Source organism: uncultured Campylobacter sp., assembly GCF_905371695.1.
In the GTDB taxonomy this organism is placed as follows: Bacteria; Campylobacterota; Campylobacteria; order Campylobacterales; family Campylobacteraceae; genus Campylobacter_A.
Map to the genome: position 1 here is coordinate 1 of NZ_CAJPMA010000019.1, position 22424 is coordinate 22424.

At 47.0% G+C, this 22424-nt stretch carries 20 protein-coding genes and 1 pseudogene; 2 read left to right on the forward strand and 19 right to left on the reverse strand.

Annotated elements, in window-relative coordinates:
• Positions 1 to 67: 67 nt before the first annotated feature.
• The 5 genes from QZ147_RS02975 to nrfH all read right to left on the reverse strand — a co-directional run bounded on the left by QZ147_RS02975 (position 68) and on the right by nrfH (position 5290).
• A complete protein-coding gene (locus QZ147_RS02975; RefSeq protein ID WP_366508767.1) occupies positions 68 to 841 on the reverse strand; it encodes an ABC transporter ATP-binding protein in 774 nt (257 codons plus the stop codon).
• Positions 842 to 873: 32 nt separating this feature from the next.
• A complete protein-coding gene (locus tag QZ147_RS02980; protein ID WP_295146808.1) occupies positions 874 to 1875 on the reverse strand; it encodes an iron ABC transporter permease in 1002 nt (333 codons plus the stop codon).
• A 3-nt stretch (positions 1876 to 1878) separates the two neighbouring features.
• A complete protein-coding gene (locus tag QZ147_RS02985) occupies positions 1879 to 2889 on the reverse strand; it encodes an ABC transporter substrate-binding protein (RefSeq protein WP_295146810.1) in 1011 nt (336 codons plus the stop codon).
• A gap of 150 nt (positions 2890 to 3039) precedes the next feature.
• Positions 3040 to 4746: an ammonia-forming cytochrome c nitrite reductase subunit c552 gene (locus QZ147_RS02990; protein WP_295146811.1), complete on the reverse strand. Its 1707-nt coding sequence runs from the start codon at positions 4744 to 4746 to the stop codon at positions 3040 to 3042.
• A gap of 19 nt (positions 4747 to 4765) precedes the next feature.
• Positions 4766 to 5290, reverse strand: a complete 525-nt coding sequence (gene nrfH, locus QZ147_RS02995) for a cytochrome c nitrite reductase small subunit (protein WP_295146813.1) — start codon at positions 5288 to 5290, stop codon at positions 4766 to 4768.
• Positions 5291 to 5604: 314 nt separating this feature from the next.
• Here nrfH and surE point away from each other — a divergent pair, with 314 nt between their 5' ends.
• Positions 5605 to 6399: a 5'/3'-nucleotidase SurE gene (surE, locus tag QZ147_RS03000; RefSeq protein WP_295146815.1), complete on the forward strand. Its 795-nt coding sequence runs from the start codon at positions 5605 to 5607 to the stop codon at positions 6397 to 6399.
• A gap of 16 nt (positions 6400 to 6415) precedes the next feature.
• A complete protein-coding gene (locus QZ147_RS03005; protein ID WP_295146816.1) occupies positions 6416 to 7066 on the forward strand; it encodes a tRNA threonylcarbamoyladenosine dehydratase in 651 nt (216 codons plus the stop codon).
• Positions 7067 to 7410: 344 nt separating this feature from the next.
• On the opposite strand, the gene QZ147_RS03010 is transcribed toward QZ147_RS03005, so the two are convergent.
• The 14 genes and pseudogenes from QZ147_RS03010 to QZ147_RS03075 form a co-directional block, all read right to left on the reverse strand.
• Positions 7411 to 7905 carry a PAS domain-containing protein gene (locus QZ147_RS03010; protein WP_295146817.1) on the reverse strand — a complete coding sequence of 165 codons (495 nt, stop codon included), beginning with the start codon at positions 7903 to 7905 and terminating at the stop codon, positions 7411 to 7413.
• 8 nt (positions 7906 to 7913) lie between these two features.
• The gene (locus tag QZ147_RS03015) at positions 7914 to 8483 is read right to left on the reverse strand and encodes a 5'-nucleosidase (protein WP_295146818.1); all 570 of its coding nucleotides are present in this window, start codon (positions 8481 to 8483) and stop codon (positions 7914 to 7916) included.
• Positions 8480 to 8908, reverse strand: coding sequence for a flagellar export protein FliJ (locus QZ147_RS03020; RefSeq protein ID WP_295146819.1), 429 nt, complete (start codon positions 8906 to 8908; stop codon positions 8480 to 8482). The genes QZ147_RS03015 and QZ147_RS03020 overlap by 4 nt, the downstream gene beginning before the upstream one ends.
• Positions 8908 to 10158 (reverse strand): adenylosuccinate synthase, encoded by a 1251-nt coding sequence (locus QZ147_RS03025; protein ID WP_295146820.1) that lies wholly within the window; start codon positions 10156 to 10158, stop codon positions 8908 to 8910. The genes QZ147_RS03020 and QZ147_RS03025 overlap by 1 nt, the downstream gene beginning before the upstream one ends.
• Positions 10159 to 10170: 12 nt before the next feature.
• Positions 10171 to 11025: an ATP phosphoribosyltransferase regulatory subunit gene (locus tag QZ147_RS03030; RefSeq protein WP_295146821.1), complete on the reverse strand. Its 855-nt coding sequence runs from the start codon at positions 11023 to 11025 to the stop codon at positions 10171 to 10173.
• On the reverse strand, positions 11022 to 15080 hold the full coding sequence (locus tag QZ147_RS03035) for an EAL domain-containing protein (RefSeq protein ID WP_295146822.1): 4059 nt from the start codon (positions 15078 to 15080) through the stop codon (positions 11022 to 11024). Before QZ147_RS03035 ends, QZ147_RS03030 begins: the two co-directional genes overlap by 4 nt.
• A gap of 98 nt (positions 15081 to 15178) precedes the next feature.
• Positions 15179 to 16252: pseudogene (gene selD, locus QZ147_RS03040) on the reverse strand (selenide, water dikinase SelD); the annotation flags it as partial.
• Between the two features lie 59 nt (positions 16253 to 16311).
• On the reverse strand, positions 16312 to 16911 hold the full coding sequence (yedF, locus tag QZ147_RS03045; protein WP_295146823.1) for a sulfurtransferase-like selenium metabolism protein YedF: 600 nt from the start codon (positions 16909 to 16911) through the stop codon (positions 16312 to 16314).
• Between the two features lie 134 nt (positions 16912 to 17045).
• Positions 17046 to 17240 carry a sodium-dependent tyrosine transporter gene (locus QZ147_RS03050; RefSeq protein WP_295146824.1) on the reverse strand — a complete coding sequence of 65 codons (195 nt, stop codon included), beginning with the start codon at positions 17238 to 17240 and terminating at the stop codon, positions 17046 to 17048.
• 356 nt (positions 17241 to 17596) lie between these two features.
• Positions 17597 to 18313: a LysR family transcriptional regulator gene (locus tag QZ147_RS03055; RefSeq protein ID WP_295146829.1), complete on the reverse strand. Its 717-nt coding sequence runs from the start codon at positions 18311 to 18313 to the stop codon at positions 17597 to 17599.
• Between the two features lie 13 nt (positions 18314 to 18326).
• Positions 18327 to 19109 carry a formate dehydrogenase accessory sulfurtransferase FdhD gene (gene fdhD / locus QZ147_RS03060; protein WP_295146825.1) on the reverse strand — a complete coding sequence of 261 codons (783 nt, stop codon included), beginning with the start codon at positions 19107 to 19109 and terminating at the stop codon, positions 18327 to 18329.
• A 44-nt stretch (positions 19110 to 19153) separates the two neighbouring features.
• Positions 19154 to 20098 (reverse strand): formate dehydrogenase subunit gamma, encoded by a 945-nt coding sequence (locus tag QZ147_RS03065; RefSeq protein ID WP_295146826.1) that lies wholly within the window; start codon positions 20096 to 20098, stop codon positions 19154 to 19156.
• The gene (gene fdh3B, locus QZ147_RS03070; RefSeq protein WP_295146827.1) at positions 20095 to 20724 is read right to left on the reverse strand and encodes a formate dehydrogenase FDH3 subunit beta; all 630 of its coding nucleotides are present in this window, start codon (positions 20722 to 20724) and stop codon (positions 20095 to 20097) included. Before fdh3B ends, QZ147_RS03065 begins: the two co-directional genes overlap by 4 nt.
• 1 nt (position 20725) lies before the next feature.
• On the reverse strand, positions 20726 to 22424 hold a 1699-nt coding region (locus tag QZ147_RS03075; RefSeq protein WP_295146828.1), incomplete at its 5' end, for a formate dehydrogenase subunit alpha.

Genomic DNA, 22424 nt, shown 5'->3' on the forward strand with positions numbered 1-22424 from the left:
AATTTAAATTATATATGCCTTAAATGCATATATAAAATTTCCGAATTTAAAACCCGAGCGAATTTCGCTAAATAGGAAACGTAAGACAGCTTTTTCTAGCGACGCTTTGCACGAATTCTACGTTTATATCGATACCGTAAAGCGCGCTTAAATCGCGCGAATTTATAATCTCGTCCGCGCTTGCGAATGCAACCTCTCCGCCGCCTTTAACTAGCGCGACGTAGCCGCCTAAAAGCAGCGCGAAGTCGGGATTATGCGTGGTTAAGACGATCGTATAGCCAAGCTCTTTTAGCGACTTTACAGTGCGTAAAAATTTATATTGGTTCGAAAAATCCAGCGCCGAAGTCGGCTCATCGAAAATAATTAGCTCGGGCTTTGCCGTCATAGCGCGCGCTATGGCGCACATTTGTCGCTCTCCGCCGCTCATTTGCGTGATAAATTTCGCAGCCAGCCTCTCTATGCCCAAAATTTTTATAAATTCGCGCGCTGTATCCTCGTCGTCCTTGCTAGGCCTAGCAAAGATCCCCAAATGCGCTGCGCGCCCCATCGTGACGTATTCAAGTCCGGTATACTCGTATTCGCAAATTTCGCTTTGCGCGACGAAGCCCATTAATTTGGCTCGCTCGCGGGCACTAATCTCGCTTAAATTCGCGCCGCCTACTAAAATTTCTCCGCTTTTTGGCGCGTTTATGCCGCTAATTAAACCTAAAAGCGTCGATTTGCCCGCGCCGTTTCGCCCCAAAATCGTTAAAATTTCGCCCTTTTTTAGGCTTAAATTTACGTTATTTAACATTCCGGCGCCGTTTGCGTATGCAAAATTTAGCGCGCGAATTTCAAGCATATTTTCGCCTAAATTTTTAGCTAAATTTTCCATCACGCAGCCCTTTTACTGCGAGATAAAACCCACACGAAAAATATCGTGCCGATAAAGCCCGTAAGCACGCCTAGCGGCACCTCGCTCACGCTAATCGTGCGCGCTAAGGTATCTACGAAAAGTAAAAAAATAGCGCCGATAAATATGCTAACCGGCAGGCTTTTAGCGTTATTAGCGCCCGCTAGCATCCTAGCAAAATGCGGGATTAATAACCCCACCCACGCCACGATACCGCTCACGCACACGCTGCATGCGGTTAACAGCGTCGCGCAGACGATTACGACGCCGCGTTCGAGAGCTACGTTTACGCCCAGCCTGGCCGCGCTTTCGTCGCCTAGCGAGAGCAAATTTATCCGCCAGCTCATAGCTACGAGCAAGGCCGCGCAGACTATCATAACGGGCGCGATAAATTTAAGATTGCCCGCGTCGATCTTAGCTAGGCTGCCCAGCTGCCAATACACGATGTCCGGAAGCTTAGTTTCGGGGTCTGCGATATATTTAAGCAGCCCGATAACCGACGCCATTAAACCGCTAACGATAATGCCCGAAAGTACGAGCATTAAAGTGGAGTTTTTACCCATTAGTTTTGGAATTAGTAAAGTAAGGCAAACGGCGACTAGTCCGCAGATAAAAGCTAGCGATTGTATCCAAAATAGTCCTAAATCAAGCACGATCGCTATCGCCGCCCCTACGCAAGCGCCCGCCGAAACGCCGAGTAGGTCGGGGCTTACTAATTGATTACGAAACACGCCTTGATACGCCGCCCCGCTAATGCTAAGCGCGGCTCCGACGAGCACGGCGGCGATCACGCGCGGTAAGCGCAAATTTTCGATTACGTTTTGCGCGTTGCTGGCTACTTCAAAGTTAAATCCCGCGCTATTTAAAAGCGCGGCTAATACGTCTAAAAACGGCACGCTAAATCTGCCGACGCTAAGCGCGATTATCGCGCAAAACGCGGTAAGCAGGGTTAGAAACGTTAAAATTAGGCTAAATTTTCTCACGTTTTACTCGCCGTTCGGGCCTAGGCCTTTTAAAATATAGCCGAACTCGTCGTCGCTTAAATCGTAATTCATAAAATTTTTATAAAAAGCCTTCGTCTCTTTTTTAAGATCGATATCCGCAAAAAGCTGCGAGTGCAGCGTCTTTGCCGTCCACAAAATTTGCAAAGCCGCCTCCGCGCCGTATCTATCCCAGTTAAATACGCCCCTAGGGTTATTAAATACCTTTTTATTTTTTACGGCCTTCGTGCCGCTAAACGCGGGATGGGCGTAAATTTTAGCTACCGCTTCGTCTCCGCCTTCGCCGCCTATTATAATGACGTCCGGATCTATCATAGCGACTTCTTCGCTAGTAATCTCTTGCATTACGCCCTCTTTTTGCAGCGCGTTTACGCCGCCGCCGATGTTTATCCATTCGTCTATTATCGTTTTTATGCCGTCGATTTTTAGTAAATTCGACTTATCTACGATGTGAAGCACTTTGGGGCGTAAAGAAGGCTTTAAATCCGCCGTTTTGTCGCTTACTAATTTGATATTTTTTTGCAGATACGCGACTAGCTCGTCCGCTCTTTGTTTTGAGCTTTCGCCGATAATTTGCGATGTTAGAAATATGCTTTTTTGCATTTCGCCGTAGTCGCTAAACGTAGCTTTTACCGCGACAAATCCTTGTTTTTGTAGCGCGCTTAGCATCGCGCTATTTGAAACGATAGAAACGTCCGGATTTAGCTTTAAAAGCTCTTCTAGGTTTACGTCGTTACCGTTTAATAAGGCGGGGATTGATTTAAGCCTCGGATAGACGCGGTTAAACCATTTATTTTTGCTTATGCCGTCGGTGGTAGCTACTACCTTATCCATACCGCCTAACGCTAAAATAATTTGATTATTCGCATGCCATAAAGCGGCTATTTTTTCTACTTTTGCGGGAATTTTAACTTCGTTTCCGCTCATATCTATCACGATTTTCTCGCCGCCGAAACAAAAAATAGCTAGCGCCAAAAATGCGAAAATTTTATTCATATATTCTCCGTTCTTAATATCAAAAACGAATATTATAAAAAAGCATATTAAAAGCTGTTAAATTTGCATATTAGTTTTAGTAGTTTTAAATTTAAAAACCCCGCCGAGGCGATAAGCCTAAGCGGGGTAAAATTTTAAGCTAGTTAGAGATTAAAATTTTAGGTTTTTAACGTTCTCGTCGACCTGTTTCATTTTTTCAGTCGGAGGTACGCCCACCGGATACTCGTGACCTATCGGAGCAGGAGCTGCTACCGCGTCGGCTTTGCGACGTAGCTCGATAGTAATACCGTAAGGTTTTAGATCGTTTACTAATTGCAACTGACCTTCGCGAGCGAATTCTTTACACTGACCGATGATTCTCATACCCTCTTCGTCTCCGTGGAAACCGTAGCTGTTTTCGCTAAACGCGAAGTCCCAGCGAATGTGAGTTTTGCGGTGTAAATAAAGCGTCTTTTCAAGAGCTTTGCTAATAGCTTCGTTTCTTTCTTTTTCATCCGCGATCGAAGCGAATTTCTCGTTTTTAGCTAGTAAAGCGCGAGCGTCTTTGATATCTTGGATAAGCGCTAGCAAGTCGTTCTCGCAGTTTCTTAGCTCGTAAGAGAAGCGATTTTGAATGAAATCTACTCTTGCTTTTAGCTCTTTTTCGCTTTGAGGGTGGCAAGTTTTGCAAGCCGAATTTAGATCGTTATAAGGCGTTAATATCGTGTGAGTAGTCACTTTCTCAGCGCCGTTTCTCTTATACGGCATGTGGCAGTCTGCGCACGTTACGCCGCTTCTTCCGTGGATACCGGTTGAGCTTAGCTCAGACTCCGAGTGCTGCATCTTGATAATTTTAGCGCCGGTATCTTTATGGATGTAGTCAAATTTAAATCCGTCCTCTTTGGCTAACTGATCGTCATAGTATTGGTCGAAATTCTCGATCTTAAACGGCTCGTCTTTCTTCCAGAAATTCCAAGGGAAGGTTAAAACGGATTCTTTGCCTGCAGGATAGTATTCTACGTGGCACTGCATACAAACGTAGCTTCTCATCTCTTGTCTGGTGGCCTTTATACCGCTTTTTGCGTCGGCTTGGTAGCCTCTAGCGACCATTGCGTTTACGAATGCGGGTCTTGTTACTCTTAGGCTCATATCATCTGGCGAGTGGCAGTCTGCACAGGTGCTGCCTAGATGCGATCCGTGGATACTCTCGCCGTGTTTAGCCGCGATTTTTTTCATGACGTCAAAATACGGGATAGAGTTCATCTTCGTCCACGCGGCTTTTCTCTTTTCGCCTTCCTCTTTAGGCATTACGTCGAAAAACGGCATAGGCTTAGTCGCAGCAGACGTAGGATCGGCAGTTAGGTTATAATCGCCATCAACTTGAAGCGCGGTTAAATATCCGGTGTGGCAATTGACGCAATATCCTGGCTGACCCTTAAATGCAGGAAGCCCGTGAGCGTTTAGATACTCTTTATCGTTTCTTTTGGTTTCGATCTGATCTATCTGAGAGTAGTAGTGAGTTCTAGGTTTGCTGTAATCTACGCCGAATGCATAGCCGTTCCAAAACACCGTAGCCGCAGGCCAGCGAATAATCTTACTATAAGGTAAATCTCCGCCGAAAGGAGTTTCTATTAGCTCCGACGCATTGGGATTATGCTCGCTTTTGTGCTCCATTTTTTTATAGTCGTCGAGCTGAGTCGGGAAATTTTTACCCCATTTCTCAAAGTCGGGCTCTAATTCGCTAACTTTGTTTAGCATTAGCGGATATGACTTCTCTTCTGCCTTTTTTTCGCTAATGCTGGCAAAAAGAGCAAACATGGCCGCACCAAGTACAACGGCTACTAAAAAAGCAGCTGCATACAACACTTTGTTTTTCATGTATTCCTCCTGTTAAATTTTAAAAGTTATGCGAGTGACCGGCTTGCCTGTGGCAAGAGATACATTTTAACTGCTCGCCTTGCGCGCTTTGATGCTCTTTAATCTTAGTATCAAGCGGCTTTGCACTACCGATGGCGCGGGCGTCTACTACGTTAGATACGTAAGAGCCGTGACAGTCGATACAATTGTTTTGGGTGACTTTTTTGGTCTTTTCATTCGCGCTAAACGCGTAAGGATTATCCTTAAACGTAACCGCATAGGCATGACCTAGACCGCTTTGAGCCTTCATTATCCAGTAACCGATAAAATCGTTACGAGGAAGGTGGCAGTCGTTACAGGTAGCGACGTTTTGGTGTCCGCCTTTCATCCAGTTCTCGTAAACCTGATTCATAACGTGGCAGTTTTTACAGGCTGCGGGATCGGGACTAAAATACGAAAACCCTTTTGCGTAAACAAACGTGAAAAGTCCGTGTCCTACGACTACGCCGAAGGATACCAACAAAAGAATAATCCAAAGGGACGCCTTTTTCTTTACGTTTTGCATGACGGGCTTATTTACCTCCTTTATAAATTTTAGATTAAATTTAAAACAGGACGAATTGTATTATTTTCTAGCTTAAAAACGACTTCATTTTTAAATAAAATTTTACCTTCGTTTAATAAATGTTATCAAAATAACTAATATATCATAATTTATATTTTTCCATATTTTAGGCTATCTGGATGCAAAATTCCAATTACCATAAATTTCGCCTTAAATTTAAAAATTAAAATAAACAGTAAATGAAACCGCTATTTTAATTTAGGCTAACCGAGTCTGTGATAAAATCGGATTTTCATAAGATAAAAAGGCTAAATTTGAAGGAAATTTTAATAACCAACGACGACGGATTCGAGGCGCAAGGTCTGCGAGAGCTAGCTAGCGAGCTAAAAAATTTACCGGGCGTTAACGTAACGATAGTGGCCCCGAGCGCCGAGAAATCGGCATGCGCGCACTCTTTGACGCTAACCAAGCCGCTACGTTTTATAAAAATCGACGACGGTTTTTTTAAACTAGACGACGCTACGCCTAGCGACTGCGTATATTTGGCGCTGCACGCGCTTTACGCGCGTAAGCCCGATTTAATAATCTCCGGCATAAATCACGGCGCGAATTTAGGCGAGGACATTACATATTCGGGCACTTGCGGAGCGGCGATGGAGGGCGTCTTACAGGGCGTACCTAGCATTGCATTTTCGCAGTTTTATCAAAACGACAGCATCGACCGCCTCGGCTTTAAACTAGCGCGCAAAGCGGTAAATTCCATCGTATCGCGCGTACTTTCGGGCGAAATTTCGTTGCCGGCGCGTCAATTTTTAAACGTAAACGTCCCCGCTTGCGCCGCGCGCGAGTGTAAAGGATACGTCGTAGCGCCGGCAGGTAGGCGCTTTTACGCTACTCACGCGAGTTTAAATCGCAATCCGCGCGGGGTCGAATACTACTGGCTGGGCAACGCCGCGCTCGATTACGAAAACGACGGAGAGAGCGATATTAGCGCGGTAAACGACGGCTTTATAAGTCTTACGCCCGTGATGCTAGATATGACCGCGCACGCCAGTCTAGCCGCGCTTAAAAAGAGTCTAAATTCGGCTAAAATTTCGGGCGAAATTTAATAAAAAAGGAAAAATAATGGACGACGCAATCGATCGCTACACGCGCGTAAGATGGCTTTTGGGCGAAGATTTCAAAAAACTGCGGGCTGCTAAAATTTTAATCTGCGGCGCGGGCGGAGTAGGCGGGATCTGCGCCGACGCGCTGGCTCGCTCGGGCGTAGGCGAAATAACGCTCGTCGACAAAGACGTATTTGACGTAACGAATCAAAACCGCCAAATTTACAGCGAATCCGTAGGCGCGGTCAAAGTAGGCGAATTCGCCGCGCGCTACGAAAACGTAAGGGCTATGCGCGAGCTAATGACGCCTACATTTATCGCAAATTTCGACTTTTCGCAGTTTGATTTAGTCATAGACGCGATCGACGATATGCCCGCCAAAATCGCCCTCGCCCTCGCCGCGCCGGATAAAATCATCGTCTCTATGGGCGGGGCGAAGCGCATCGACGCATCGCAGGTGCGCGTAGAAAGCGTGTGGAAAACGCACGGCGATCCTTTCGCGCGCAAATACCGAAGCGAGCTAAAACGCGCGGGTTTTAAAGGCGATTTTAGCGCGGTATTTTCGACCGAGCCGCCGCGCTGTAAACCGCTGGGCAGCTTTATGGGCGTAACGGCTGTTTTCGGGCTAAATTTAGCTAGCCTTGCAGTTAGGAAAATTTTGCAGGCGTAAAAAACTCTCGCCTTACGCCGTCTCGCGTTAAATCTCTTTACGCTTGCGGACTGCGTTAAGCTCGCCGTTTTCGCCGCTCGTTTAAATTTTACGTCCAAAATTCGCCGAATTATAAAAATAGATCGGAAATTTCAAGCGATACCTCTTGCTTGCCGCGCCTCGAAATCTAAAACTATAAAAACGTTTGAAAGACGGCGCGCATACGAAATTTAAAGCGAAAATATCGCGGAACTAAAACCTAGCGGTCAAAAATTTAAGAAAAAAACGCGCAAGCGCCGACAACAAGAAATCCGCAAAAATTTTAAAGCGACGACTATTGAGCCGAGGCGCTACTAAACGCCTATTTAAGCTCTTTGCAGATTATTTACCAGCTCGTCGTACCCTATTCCCGCGTCGCTTAAAATTTTAGTCAGCAATTTACCAGACGCGTCCATTCCGCCCGTCTTTTCGGCGTCTAACAGCTGTTTATAGACGCCTTGCATAAACTCCACGCCCTTTGGATTCGGTTTGCGGCGCACCGAGTAGTAGCCTATTATCGCGCCGTTTGCGTCGGTAGATGCCGTAATGTTCGCAAAAACCCAGTAAAAATCGCCGTTAAACGCGCGGTTTTTTACGAACGCGAAAATTTCCTGTTTATTTTTAATACGCTCCCACAGCAGCTTAAATACGACGCGCGGCATATCCGGATGCCTGATAATATTGTGCGGTTTGCCGATCAGCTCGCTCTCGCGCGCGCCTACTATTTTCATAAACGGTACGTTGCAATAGGTGATACGCCCTTTTAAATCGGTCTTTGATACAATAAAATCGCTTTCGTTTACGAATCGCTCTACACTCATTTCTTTCCTTATTGTAGATTTATACTACCCGCCGGCGCATCCATTTTGGTTTCTTCTTTTACGTCCTCAAACGGCGGCCCTTTCGTTAGCATCGTCGTGATTTCAGACGCGATTTTAGGCTGCATTTTAGCCATCACGGCGGAAATTTTCTTAGGCTCTAACGCATATAAAATCGCAGCCGCTTGCGCGCGGCTCATAGCAGAAAGCACGTCTGCCGCGGCTTGATCTTTCATCTTTGCGTACGACGCGCTAACCTTGTCGGTAGTCATCGTTTTTAGCTCTTTTAAAATTTTATCGTTTTGCGCGAGCAGCTCGGCTATTTCTTGACGCTTGGCCTCTGTTTGCCTCATCGTCGCGTTCACGTCGGCTTCTTTTTTAGCTAGCTTATCAAGCCCCTGTTCGTAAGCGGCGTTGGTACTGGCGCGAAAGGACTCTAAGGCTTGGCGCTGCTCGTCTAGGCGCTCGATCTCCTTTAAAATTTCGTCTTTCCTAGCTTCGAAAATTTGCGTGCAATCCACCGGCACTTCGTATCCCAAAGCGCACGCGCACGCCAATAAAAAAACGGCTAAAATTTTCATAGCGCGGCTTCTTTTTTCGCGGCGAATTTCATCACCGCAAATTCATCAAGCGCCAGAGCCTCCGCGCGTTGCGCTTTTTTGATCTGCGCTCTTAATTCCTCTTTTTCCAGATATTTCATCTTTTCAAATTCCAAATTGGCTTTTTTATATAAAAACTCAAAGTGCATAGCCTCTTTTTTAGCGAGTTCCAGGCGCTCGGCGGCTTGCGCCTGAGCGTTTCTAGCTACGTTTAAAAGCTCTAAATTTTGCCTAATTTCGTTTACGTTTCCGCTTTTAGGCAACGAAAATTTTAGCGCCTCTTCGCGCGCGGCGGCCAAGCTTTGCTCGCAGCTTTCGACCTTCGAGCGGGCAAGCGCCAGCTTAGCCTCGGCTTTATCGAGCGCTTGTTTTCTTACCTTTACGACTTCGCTAAATTTACTCTTCATCAGCGCACTATCGTATCTTTACGCTCCGGACTCGTAGATATCAGACCTACTTTTACGCCCGTGATCGCTTCTATGCGCTCGATATATTTTTGAGCGTTTTTAGGAAGCTCTTCAAAGCTTGCGATGCCTTTTACGCTATCCCAGCCTTCTATCTCCTCGTAAACGGGCGCCGCGTTTTCTAGATCGGTCGGAAAATAGTCGATAATTTCGCCTTTGTATTTATACGCTTTGCAAATTTTCACGCTCTCAAACCCGTCTAGCACATCAAGCTTCATTAGCGCGAATTTATCTATCGCGTTTAGTCTTGCGGCGTATTTTACACCGACGGCGTCAAACCATCCGCAGCGGCGGCGGCGACCGGTCGTGGTGCCGAATTCTTTACCGATCTCGCACATTTTATCGCCCGCTTCGCTCTTATCTTCGCTAGGAAAAGGTCCGAACCCTACGCGCGTAGTGTAGGCTTTTATAACCCCCACCACCTCGCCGATCTCTTTTGGATTAAGCCCTAGTCCGGTGCAGGCGCCCGCGCTTATCGTGTTTGAGCTAGTTACGTAAGGATAGGTGCCGTGGTCGATGTCTAGCAACGTTCCTTGCGCGCCTTCTAGCAGTACTTTTTTACCCGCATCTAGTGCGCTCCAAACCAGGCGCGTCGTGTTGGTAATAAAAGGCGCCAAGACCTCTTTATAGTGCCTTAGCTCGTTTAAAAGCTCGTCGCGACCCGGCGCTTTGACGCCTAGCGCATCAAATATCGCTTTATTCTCTTCAAAGTCGTGCATTAGCGCTTCGCAAAGACGCTCGGGCTCTAAAAGCTCGCCCACTCTACGTCCGCAGCGGCTGATTTTATCGGCGTAAGTAGGCCCTATGCCCTTGCCGGTAGTACCGATGGCTTTGTCGCCTTTTAAGCGCTCTTTGGCCTTATCGATCATTCCGTGATGGGCTAAATTTAAATGCGCGCGGTCGCTGATAAATAGCCTGCCTTCCAGCCCGTCAAACTGCGCCATCTCCGAGATTAACACCTCGGGACTTACCACTACGCCGTTTCCGATTACGTTTACTATGCGCTTATGCAGCACGCCGCTCGGCATTAGATGCAGCGCGTACCTCACGCCGTCTACCCATATCGTGTGACCCGCGTTGTGTCCGCCTTGCGAGCGGCACACCATGTCGTAATCCTGCGCTAGCATATCGACTATTTTACCCTTGCCCTCGTCGCCCCATTGCGCTCCTACTACTAAATCGGCTTTTCTCATTTTCGCCCTTTCTTAATCTTTTAAAATTTCAATTAACGCGTCCGTATAGACCGCAAACCCGCTGCTCGCCGTGCCATCTACCTCGTAGGCCCCGCCGCCGGCTAATACGGCATTATCCCGTAAAAACCTAAAAAATAGTTCGTCGTAGTACCTCATTTTGGAGTAGTATAGCGGCACTATTCTTAAATTCTCGTATTTCGAGGCTACGGCCAGCTCTTTTAATCTCTCTATCGGCTCTTTTAGCTCAGACGGCGCGACCGCGCTAATCTCGTCTAGCTCGCTTAAATTTTTAAGCAACGCCAAGCGGTTTAGCCAGTCTACGTTTAGGCTTAAAATTCTCTCGATCTGCCCTTTTTCGAAAATTTCGATCGGAAGGTCTAAAATTTTACAGATCGCGCGCGGAATTTCGATGTTGCTAACTTGCAGCGTCGCGTCCAAATTTAGCCCGTTTAACAGCTTAGCTACGATACGCACGCAGTTTGCTACGTCGCTTTGTCCGATTAGCTCGGCGCCGATTTGATAAATTTCGCAGCTTGGATAGCGAAAAACGGGCTGAATATAAAACCAGCGTTTTTGCTTGTCTTCTTTAATGCGGCGCATAACGATGCGCACTACGTCTACCGTGCTGTCGCCGCGTAACGAAATTTCGTGATTGGCGCTATCGCTAAATCTAAGCAGACGCGTTGGCGCTACGCTTAGATGCTGGTGATAGGAAAAAAACGGCGTTACTATCTCGCTAAAACCCTCAGCGCACAAAATTTCGCTCGCGTTTTGCTCGATTTTGCGCTTTAAGCTCGCGCTCTGGCCGAAATACAGCCTACTGCCGGGCGGAATCTCGTGCTCGTATACTTTTAAATTTTCGCTCATCTGCCCTCCTTATTTAAAATTTCGTCGCACGCCAGATCGGCTTCGCCGGCAAGCAGCAGCATTTCGTCGCCGTCTTTGGAATTTAGCGCTTTTATTAAAATTTGAACGATTTTAGTAAAAGAATTTTTAGAATGCTCTAAATTTTGCGAAATTTCCTCCCGCGCTAAAAATTCGCCGCCTCTTTTTAAATGCGTTACGATCGCGCGCGCGTATTCTTTAAGCTCGACGCAATCTTTAAATCTCTGAAATTCGCCGGCGTCCATCGGTTCTAAATTTATCGTGGCGTTAAATTTAAACCTCGTCGCGGTTTCTAGGCTTACGGGCTTGGTAAAATAATTGCCCTGAAATCTCGTAAATCCAAGCCTCGCTAAAATTTCAAGCGTCCTTTTATCCTCGATATTTTTTATCGTGGCGGGCGCGTTAAAAGCGTTTGAGAGCTGCTTGATTACGGACGTCGTCGCAACGGCCGCTTTTGAATCTAGAATTCGACCCGAGAGATTTTTATCGACCTTAAATCCGCTTACCGGCAAAATTCCAAGCGCTTCAAACGCGCTCGTAGCAGACGCGAAATCGTCGATAAAAAAGCTAACTCCGAGCTTCTTATATCTCCTTAAAAACTCCGCCGCCGCTTGTAGGTCTTTTGTCTCGTTGGACTCCACGATATCGACGTAAAGCGCGTTTGCGCCTAAATTTTCGCTCTCGCTAAAAATTTCGCTAAATTTTAAGAAAAATTCCTCGTCTAAAAGCTGCTCGATGCTTAAATTTACGCAAATTTTAGCCTCGCGGCCGCTTTTTAGCGATGCGGCGCGCGCCTCAAGCGCCTTTTTAACCGAAAACAGCGAAATTTCGTCAATTATGCGCTGCTTTTTAATAAGCGGTAAAAATTCGTCCGGATACGCCGTCTTACCGTCCTTATTCCATCTAATCAGCGCTTCAAAGCTTAAAATTTCGCCCGTTTTTACGTCGATTTCGGGCTGATATTCTAGGAAAAATTCGTTATTTTCAAGCGCTTTTTGGATTTTAGAGCCGTCGTCGTATTGTTTTTTAAGATGCCTGTCTTTGCTCGCGTCAAAGACGTAGTAGCGGTTCTTGCCGGCGAGCTTAGCCTGATACATCGCCCAGTCGGCGCGCTCTAATAAATCCTCCGCGCCAATGCCGCTTGACGCGATGCTAATGCCGACGCTAGCGCTTATTTGTAGCTTTATATCCTCAAATTCTACTTCGCCGGAGGCTATGCGCAGCATATTTTCGGCAAGCTCGTAAATCTCGCCCGCGTTTTTATAGACGATAATCGCCGCGAACTCGTCTCCGCCGAGCCTCGCAAACATATCCCGCTCTTCAAAGAGCTTATCGATGCCGCTTGAAACGTCGGTTAAAAACTTATCTCCCGCTTGGTGTCCGTAGGTATCGTTAATCCCCTTAAATCCGTCCATATCAAGATACGCGACGGCTATTTTTTGACCGCTAGTAAGCGCGGCTTCTAGCTTACGGGAGAATAAAAAGCGGTTAGGCAGCTTAGTTAGCGGATCGTGATAGGCGACGTATTGCAAATATTCTTGATTTGCTTTCATATCGCTCACGCTTGAAACCATTATTAAATAATATAGCGTCTGCCCGCCGTAATCCTTTACCGTCGCGACGCTCACGGATTCAAGCGCGTTTTGTCCGTTTCTTACGTTATAAAATTTATCCTGCCAAAATCCCTCTTTTTCTAAAATTTTAGCGATTTTATTTTGCGTTTCGGAGTCGCTTACGCCGATTTTAGCTTCTAGAATTTCTTTACCTAAAATTTCGTCTCTATCTTGCGAAGTAATATGTAAAAACGCGTCGTTTACGTCGATTATCCGCCAACCCGTATCCGCGATTATCGCGCCGCTTGAACAATAAGAGAAAATTTTAGCCAGCATATCCTCGTATACGAAAGCCCTAGCCTTTTGTCGCGCGTTTAAAAACGCCCCTCTTATCGCTATCGCTTCGCCGTCCTCGCTCGTTCGCGCGGCTCTTGCTCTAATTTCTATAAAAACCGCGCTTTTATCTTTCGCGTAAAATTTAATCAAACCCGCGTACTCGCCATCGCCCGCTTTTAAAGCGTTAAACGTATCTTTAAAAGAATTAAATCCGTCTGCTAAAAGCCTGCTAAAATTCGCGAAATTTAACTCGCCTAACTCGCCCGCGTCAAATCCGAGCATTTTAGCAAACTCGTCGTCCGCTCGCAAAATTTCGTCCTTCTCCTCCCAGCTAAACGGAACCGCCGACGTCGCCCATAGAATATTTTTTCGGTTTTTTAGTTCGTTTTCGTATTTTGATAAGAGTTTGGCGTATTCGCTATTTTCGGTCGCCACGTAGACGATTTTATCGATTCGGCGTCCGGCGTCTTTGATAAATTTTACTAAAATTTTATATTCGCGCGGTTCGCCTCGCGCGTCTAGCATTTTAAGCTTCGCGTTAAAATTATCCGCCGCTTCGCTCGAGTTTTCAAAGAGCCTTTTACGCGTTTCAAACTCTCTTATAAACTCGTTTAAATCGCGCTCGCAAATTAATTTTCTAATATCAAACGCCTTAAAATTTCCGCGCCCGTAAACGCCGAACGCCTCGTTTGCGTTATTAGTCGCGCTTTTTATTAAATAAGGCTCGTCCGCGTCCGCCTCCATAACGACGCTCGGCGAAAGACTAAAATACCTTTGCGCGGTCTCGTTATTCCGCTTAGACGCTTCTTGCGCCGTTACGTCGAACGCGACGACGAAATTTATCCGCTCGTCGCGCACGCGAATTTGATGAACGATCACCCGCATATCGCGCGTCTCGCCGTTTTTTAGCTTGTGCCGGGTCAAGTAAGCCTCGCCGCTTTCCCGCGCGGTGTTTCTTTGGGCGAAAATTTCGCTATAAGGAGCGGGAATGACGTCTTTTATGTTTAGTTTTAGCGCCTCTTCGCGCGAGTAGCCGTAAAATTTTAGCGCCGCCTCGCTAACGTCTAAGGGCTCGCCGGTATAAGCGTCGTAGGTGCAAATTATTAGCGGACTTTGCTCGAAAATATAGCCGTATTTATCTTTATAATAGCGTGCCGTCTCTTTCGCGCCTTCAAGCTCGCTAATAAGCGCGTTTACGCCCTCCATAATGGCGGCTACGTCCTGCGCCGCGTCGTCTGCGGGCGCGATTTTGCGCTCTTTTATAGCGTCCGTTATCTTACTAAGCGGCTCTAAAACGCGGCGCTTGGCAAACCGCGCGTCCGCCGCCCACGAAATAACGAACGCCGCGAAACAAAGTGCGCTAAACGCTAAAATTAAAATTTTAACCCACGCCGCGCCGTAATTTAACGAGCTCGTAGCGACGAAAATTCCAAGCTCGCCAACGTAGCTAATCGCGTTAAAACTCATTGTTTTAAAACAGAAAAACGCCTTCGTATCGCCAGAATTTCTATCTGCGGCATAGTCTTTAATAAAATCGCGCTCCAAGCCTTTGCTAAATTCGCGCATTAAAATTTCGCCTCGTCCGTCCGCTAAAAAAAATGCGTTCTCGCTCTTTTGCGCGACATTTTCAAGTCTTTTTTTAAAAAAATTTCGGTTTAGCTCGGCGACGATAAATTTTTCGCCGTCTATCTTAAAAGCTACGTAAATAGCGCTAAAATTCGCGTTTTTAAAAAGCGGAAAGGAGACCGCGAAATTTTGCGTTTTTAGCGCATCCAGCCAAGGCGTATCGAAGCTTTGTAACTCGTGGGCGTTTTGAAATTTTCGCGTAAAGATCGCGGTCTTATCGCCGCTTACTACGTAAAACGCCTCGTAAAGCTCTTGTATGCCTTCTTTATCAACGTCCGCCGCGCCCTCTACGCCGAGCGATTTTATGAGATTAGCGCGCGCTAAAAGGTCGTTTTTAATTTGAGCGATATTTTCTTTTAAGGCGATTTGGATTTTAAAATTTAGCGAGCTTACTTTAAATTTCGTATCGTCCGCGCCCGTTAAAAAAACCAGCGACAAAAGCCCTAAAAATGCGAGCGAGACGAATGCGATCCTGATATAAAATTTCGTCGCTATCGCTTTGCTCGTTTGATTTTGCGTCATAGATAAACCTTGATCGTTTAAAAGGCGGATTTTAGCTAAATTTTACTTAAAATTTTAGTCCTCGGGCGAGCGGAGCGCCCGGCGATCGCGGCTAAATTTTACCTTACTTTTATCCTCGCTTCTAGCGGGCTCTTAGTCTCAAAGCGCGTCACGACGCCCACGATAGCGGAATTTTCGTATCCCGCGTCTTTTAGACGATTTAGCGCGAAAAGCGCGTCTTTTTGGCTTACGGCGATGATGAGCCCGCCGCTGGTCTGCGCGTCGAAGAGCAAAATTTCGTCGCCGTTAAATTTTACTACGTCGTTTCGCGCGCTGCCGTCCGTATCGCTTGCGGCTAAAATTTTATCGCCCGCGCGGCTAAAATTTTCTCCGCGCAAAGCGCTAAAATCTACGAATTTCTCGGCGAATTCACGGTTTTTGTAGCTACCCTCCGGTATTATGCCGAGCGCCGCCGCGCTTGCCGCCGCGCTTAAAATCGGCACTTCCCGCGCGAAAATTTCGAAATTTACGCGCTCGTTTAACATCTCGCTTAAATGCCCCAAAAACCCGAAGCCCGTAACGTCCGTAGCCGCCGATACGCTCACGCCCTCCATCGCGCGCACGGCGGCGAAATTTAACCGGCGCATCGTCTCGACCGCCGCTTCTATACCGCGTGCGTCAAGCATATCGGCTTTTAACGCCGTGCTTAAAACGCCCGTTCCCAGCGGTTTGGTAAGTATCAGCGCGTCGCCCTCGTTCGCGGCGTTATTACTCCAAAATTTACGCGGATCTACGCGCCCAGTCACGCTTAGCCCGTAGTAGGTCTCGGGCGTTTGTATCGTATGTCCGCCTACGATTACGCCGCCGCATTCGGCGACTTTATCCGCGCCGCCTGCTAAAATTTCGGCTAAAATTTCGCCGCTAAAATGACATCCGTCAAAACCCACGATATTTAGGGCGTTTATGACGCTGCCGCCCATCGCGAATACGTCGCTTAGGCTGTTTGCCGCCGCGATCTGACCGAATATAAACGGATCGTCCGCTACCGGCGTGATGAAATCGAGCGTCTGCACTAGCGCGAGATCGTCCGAAATTTTAAATACGCTCGCGTCTTCGTTGCTACCGACGTTTGAAAGTAAATTAGGATGAGCGAAATTTAACGCGCTAAGGCTTTTGTTTAGACCCGCCGGGTCAAGCTTAGCCGCTCAACCCGCCGCGCGCACGAATTTAGTAAGGCGTTTGTCGTTATAGATCATAATTTGATTTGCTCGTATTCGCCACATAAGCTTACGACTTCGTAGGCGTTAGTTATCTCGCCGACGGCTAGCTTATCGACTAATCTATAAGCCTCCAAGCAGCTGCCGCAGCTTAAAATTTTAACTCCCGCGCGCTCCAAGTCTTTTAGCGCGGCAAAGCTCGGATGCGCGCGATCGGCCGTCATCTTAACCGCTTCGTTTACGCAAATAACGGCGTAAGGCTTCTCTTGAAGCTGCATCAAAGCGCCTACAAATTTTGAAAGCAGCGTTACGCCGACGGCTCCGCTTCCGGCGCGTTCCTCGTTTAGATAGACGACCTTCTTACGAGCGCGGGTCGGCGGGCAAGTATAAAGGCTAGCGTCGAATTTTACGCCGGTTTCGCCGTTTTTAGTCGTTACGACTAGAAATTCGCCGCCCCCAAGCTCGCGAGCTTGGAATGTTTGCCCTTGCGAAGCAAGAAATCTAGGTACGTTTTCGAACGAAGCTTTGGAATTTAGTAAAATTTCCAAACTCTCACCTATTTTAAGCGTTTCAAGCGCGTTTTTTACGTTAATTACTGGTTGCGGGCATTCAAGATTTCTGCAATCGATTTGCATAGGATTTTCCTTAAATTATCGTTTTTACTCGCGCCGCGAGCCTAAAATTTACGTAGATTATAGCAGATTAAAGTTAAAATTAAAAAGAAAGACAAGGGTCGCGACGCTAAAATTCGCGCCGCGAGTAAAGCGGATTATTTGGCGTTTGAGACGAAATTTTTCTCTAACCAAGCCTGCGCGGCTTCGTAGCTTTCAAAACGTCCGCTTTTAGCCACTTGCGCTACGCCCTCGTAAAAACGAATGCGAATGCCGTCTTGGACGTTATCGATTTTGACGCGCGTAATGCGGTCTGCGTTTAGATAAACTCGGTCGTTTAATTTGATAAACATTTTTTCTCCTTTTAGTAAAGTATTTATAGTACGAAAATTTAGCTGTTTTTCGCGCCTATTTCGCGCAAAATTTTAAAAATTTCAAAGCGACTGTTACGAAGCGAAATTCGGCGAAATTTGCAGGTAGAATATGAAAAATTCGAATAACTCTATGCATCGAAATTCTTAAAATTTATGAGGCGAAATTAGGTCGTCTCGACTAGCTTACGGCAGTCGAAAAGACGTGTCGTATCGAGCTTAAGATTAAACGTCCGTCTTCGGTTGGCCAGAAAAACCCGTTTGCTACCGAATCGCCGAAATACGCTCCGCTTTTTGCGCTTATCAAGGCGCTAAATCGCTCGTGCGCCGCGAGCGAGCTACTTATCTAAAAATAACTCTTTAAACCGCTTGTTGGCAAAATCCTCGATATCGCGCTGCAACTGCTTATATGCGTTAATGAGCTCGTATGCGCGCGGATTTAGCGTAGTGCCCGCGCTCTCGCCGCCGCCTTGTTTGGTGTTAACCAGCTCTTCGTCCAAATTTTTAGCCAAAATTTGAAGATGCGTCCAGCATTTTTTATAATTCATCCCTAAAATTTCGGCGGCTTTTGATATCGAGCCCGTCTCGGCAATGATTTCTAGCACTTCGGTTTTGCCCTTGCCGAAAAGCAGCTCGCCCTCGGCGTTTTCTATCCAAGTCTTCGTTTTTACGATCATTTTTTTGCCTTTCTTTTCTTTAAAGCAGCCTAGCTGGCAATATTTTACGTCGATATTATAATCGCGCAGGGTCGAGCGGATCTTTTTTAACCCGGCGCCCAGGGCCGCTTCGCGCGCATCCGCGCAAAATATCCGTCCGCGCTCGTCGAGTTTGCCTTTTAGATCGCGATAGGTTAGCGCGCTTCCAAATTCCAGCGGTAGCTTGCCGAACTGTCCGAGCTCGCACGCGTCTATCCGCACGCCTATATCGCTTGCGGTTCGTCCGACCGCGCCTACGTCGCAGCCTAGTTTTGCTGCGATCTTAAACGCCGTACCGCAGTCGAGCTTGCCTTTTTCGTTTTTTAATTTTTCTATTAAATCTTCGATTTTAGCGCGAATTTCCGGCGAAATTTCAGACATAAATTCTCTCCTCGCCGCTATAAACGTTAAAATTTTCGCCTCGCGCGAAACCGCATAGAGTAAGGTTAAATTTTCGCGCGATTAATACGCCGAGGCTCGTAGGCGCCGTGCGCGATATTAGCGCCGGAACGCCGTTCATCACGGCTTTTACGACCATTTCGGAACTCAGCCTGCCGCTTACCATCAAAAAGCATTCGCTAAGATTTACTCCCGCAAGCGCGGCCTTGCCGACGGCTTTATCTATGGTGTTGTGCTGGGCGATGTCCTCGCCGATAAAATATCGCCCGTCTTGCGCGTAAATTTTAGCCGTATGCACGCAACCGGTTTGTTCGTAAAGCTCGCACTGCGTGTAAAATTCGCTCATCTGTCTCGAAATTTCGGCGCGTTTAAATTTTACGGCGCTTTTTATAGCCTTAGCCGCAAGCGCTTCCGGATCTATATTTGCCGTTACGCTTCGTCCGCAACCGCTAATTACGACGCTTTCAAAACTTAAATTTTCAATACTTTTTAAATTCGCGTTCGCCTCGATTTTAACGCTTAAAAAATCGTCCGCTAATTTTACGCTTTTAATATCTTCGTAGCTTGAAACTATATTTTCGCTCATTATATAGCCTACGGCAAGGGCGTCCAGATCGACGGGCGTCGCCATCATCGACGCGACTTTTTCGCCGTTTAAAATAACGTCGAATTTTATCTCTCGCACGAGAACGTCGTCGGTAATAAAATTTTCGTCGGCTTTAAATTTCGTGATTTTCGTAGTATATATAGGTTGCAAAATTTGCCTTAAAGAAAAGAAAGCCCGTCAAAGACGGGACTTTACTATTTTAGTTTTGGATAGACTTTTTCGTAATCGGAAACCGGAATTTGGTTTTTCTTGATTAGCTCTTGATACCAGTAGTGGTGAAGTACGTAAACTTCCTCTTCTTCCTTGTAGCCCGTAATCATCGACCAAATAGCGCCGTGAATAGCGATGGCCGCCATATAGATATGAACTAGGAAAAATACCGCGCACACGATACCAAGAACGTTATGCACGATCACGCTGATGCGTAATACCATAATCTGCGGTATACCGAACCAACCCGCTACGTCAGGAGTTTTAAAATCAAGGAAATACATAGCCGCGCCCGTTAGGATCATAATTAATCCGCCGGGAATCGCTACCCAAAACCACGCCTTTTGTCCAGCGTTAAATTTTCCCGCCGGAACACAGGCTTTTTTCTTTGATAAATATCCGCCTACGATTAGCATCCAGCGAATGTCGTAGATCGCGGGAAGCATCCTTTTAGTCCAATATAAAATCATCGGGCTAATAGCTATCGTAAATAAAACCGTCGCGATAACGTGCAAATTTTGCATCGTATCGACGAATACTCCGCCGCCGAACGCCGCTCCCCACATCATAATAATACCCGTCGGCACTAAAATAATCCAAGAAATCGCAGCCAGCCCGTGAGAAACGCGCTCGATAATATTAAACGCGTAAACCTTTTTACCGTCGTGGCTAAAATGCTTCGGTCCGACAATTAAAAAATGTAGCGCAAATGCCGCGATAACCGCTAAAATAATCGCTACTACGCCGTAAGCGAAGTAATCGTTACCCTGAATAAACGTGAAAAGCTCTCCTAGGCTACCCTCGTAACCCTTAATATTCTCGACCCTAGCGGAAGCCCATACGTTGCTATCGTATTGGTTTACGCCCGTAGGTCCTTGAATGGCAAAAGCGCTAATCGCGCAAGCGATAAAAGCTAAAAATACTTTCATACCCTATCCTTTGTGTAATACGCGATTTTCCAAGTCGGAGAGGTCTTGATGTCTTTAACTCCGTAACCTCTTGCGCTGACCCGATCATTGTAAATCTGCTCTATTATAGCAGATTCTCCCACAAGTAAAGCTTTGGTCGAACACATTGCGGCGCAAACCGGAACTTTTCCTTCCGAAATTCTGTTTTGACCGTATTCTTCCTGCTCGTCGTGAGTGTTGTCGGGAAGCGGACCGCCGGCGCACATCGTGCATTTATCCATCGAGCCCTTAGCTCCGAAGACTCCGTCTCTCGGGAACTGCGGCGCGCCGAACGGACAAGCGTATAAGCAGTATCCGCAGCCGATACAGATATCTTTATCGTGCAGCACGATACCGTCGTCTCTAATATAAAAACAATCGACCGGACAAACGAGCGAACAAGGCGCGTCGTTGCAGTGCATACACGCGATCGAAGTAGAAACCTCTCGTCCTTGCACGCCCTCGTTTAGCGTGATGACGCGGCGACGGCGCACGCCGATAGGCAGCTCGTGAGCCTCGTCGCACGCGATAGCGCAACCGTTGCAGTCGATGCAGCGATCGTTATCGCAGTAAAATTTTAATCTTTCATTATCGCTATATCCGCTCATTTTACGCCCTTTCTATGCGGCACAAACCGCCCTTAGTTTCCGGAATTTGCGTGTTTATATCGTATCCGTAGTTAGTTACCGTATTTGCGCTCTCGCCGACAGCAAACGGCTTAGTTCCGTCCGGGAAATTTCCCGTCATATCGACGCCTTGCATATATCCCGCGTAGTGGAACGGCAAGAAAATCATATCCGGTTTTACCGACGGCACTATGCGTGCGCGAACTTTAATCCTAGTTCCCTCAGGCGAGTAAATCCAAACGAAATCCCAATGTTTGATACCGTGTTTTTCCGCTAGTTCCGGATGGATATCCGCGAACATTTCAGGCGTTAAGCGGCAAAGATACTTGCTTGCGCGCGTTTCCATTCCCGCACCGCTGAAATTCACCAAACGCGCAGTAACCAAATTTATAGGGAAATCTTTGGCAAAATCTTTACTTTGCTGTAAGCTTTCGAATTTCGTATCGACGCGGTATTGTTTCGGCTTATCCTTAAAGCTCGGATATTTTTTGGCAAGATCCGTGCGCGGCGAGTGGATCGGCTCTCTGTGAAGAGGAATTTGATCCGCAAACGTCCAGACGATCGTCCTAGCTCGCGCGTTGCCGTAAGGAGCTATATTTTTTTCTAGACACTTAGTCGCGATTATATTGCTATCGTCCGTCGTCCAGCTAGCACCGATCCTTGCTTTTTCGTCCGCCGTTAGCGTAATGCCTAAAATTTTCTCGATATTATCCTTTTTAATTTCGGGATATCCGCCTTTTATAAAACTATCCGTAGGCGCGCTGCCGTCGGCTGCTAGCTGGTTAACGCCATTGTGCTCCAAACCGAAGCGATTTCTAAATCCCATTCCGCCTTCGCGAACGGATTTATGCGTATCGTAAAGTATCGGACTGCCCGGATGGTTTTCCGTCCAACACGGCCACGGAAGTCCGTAGTATTCGCCCTCTACCGGAGTTCCTGGTTTTCCTAAAAGCGTCTTCTCATCGAATTTATCCCAGTTTGCTTGGTGGCGTTTTAGACGCTCGGGCGTCCAGCCTGTCATGCCGATAGTTTTAATAATGTTTGCGATCTCGCGCGTGGCGGCCTCGGGCCACTCGATCTTGCCGTTTTCGTCTCTAATAGTGCGAGTTAGTTCGTCGTAATATCCTAATCGCTTTGCAAGCTCGAATAATAGCTCGTGATCGGGGATGCTTTCGTAAAGCGGAGCGCAAATTTGGCTTCTCCACTGACCGCTTCTATTAGTCGCTACGACCGTTCCGCTGGTTTCGTATTGCGTCGCGGCTGGGATTACGTAGACGTCGTCCGTTTTATTGGTAATTACCGCCGCATCGTTTACGAAAGGATCGACGCAAACTAATAATTCAAGCGCGTCTAGACCCTCTTGTACTTTTACCTGCTGCGCGGTCGAAGTAATGCCGTTTCCGATTACGACTAACGCTTTTAGGCTCTCGCCCGCATTGTCTATCGCGTCGTTACCGTTTTTACCGTTAAGCGAACCCGCCCACCAGCGAGCAAGCGAGAATCCCGGTTTGAACATCCATTCGGGCTGTATAAAATTCTTTTGCAGCCATTCAAAATCCACCTTCCACATCTTAGCGAAATATTTCCAGCTGCCTTCGTTTTTCGGATAATAACCGGGTAAATTGTCCGGCAAATTCGCCATATCCGTCGCGCCTTGAACGTTGTCGTGACCGCGCAGAATA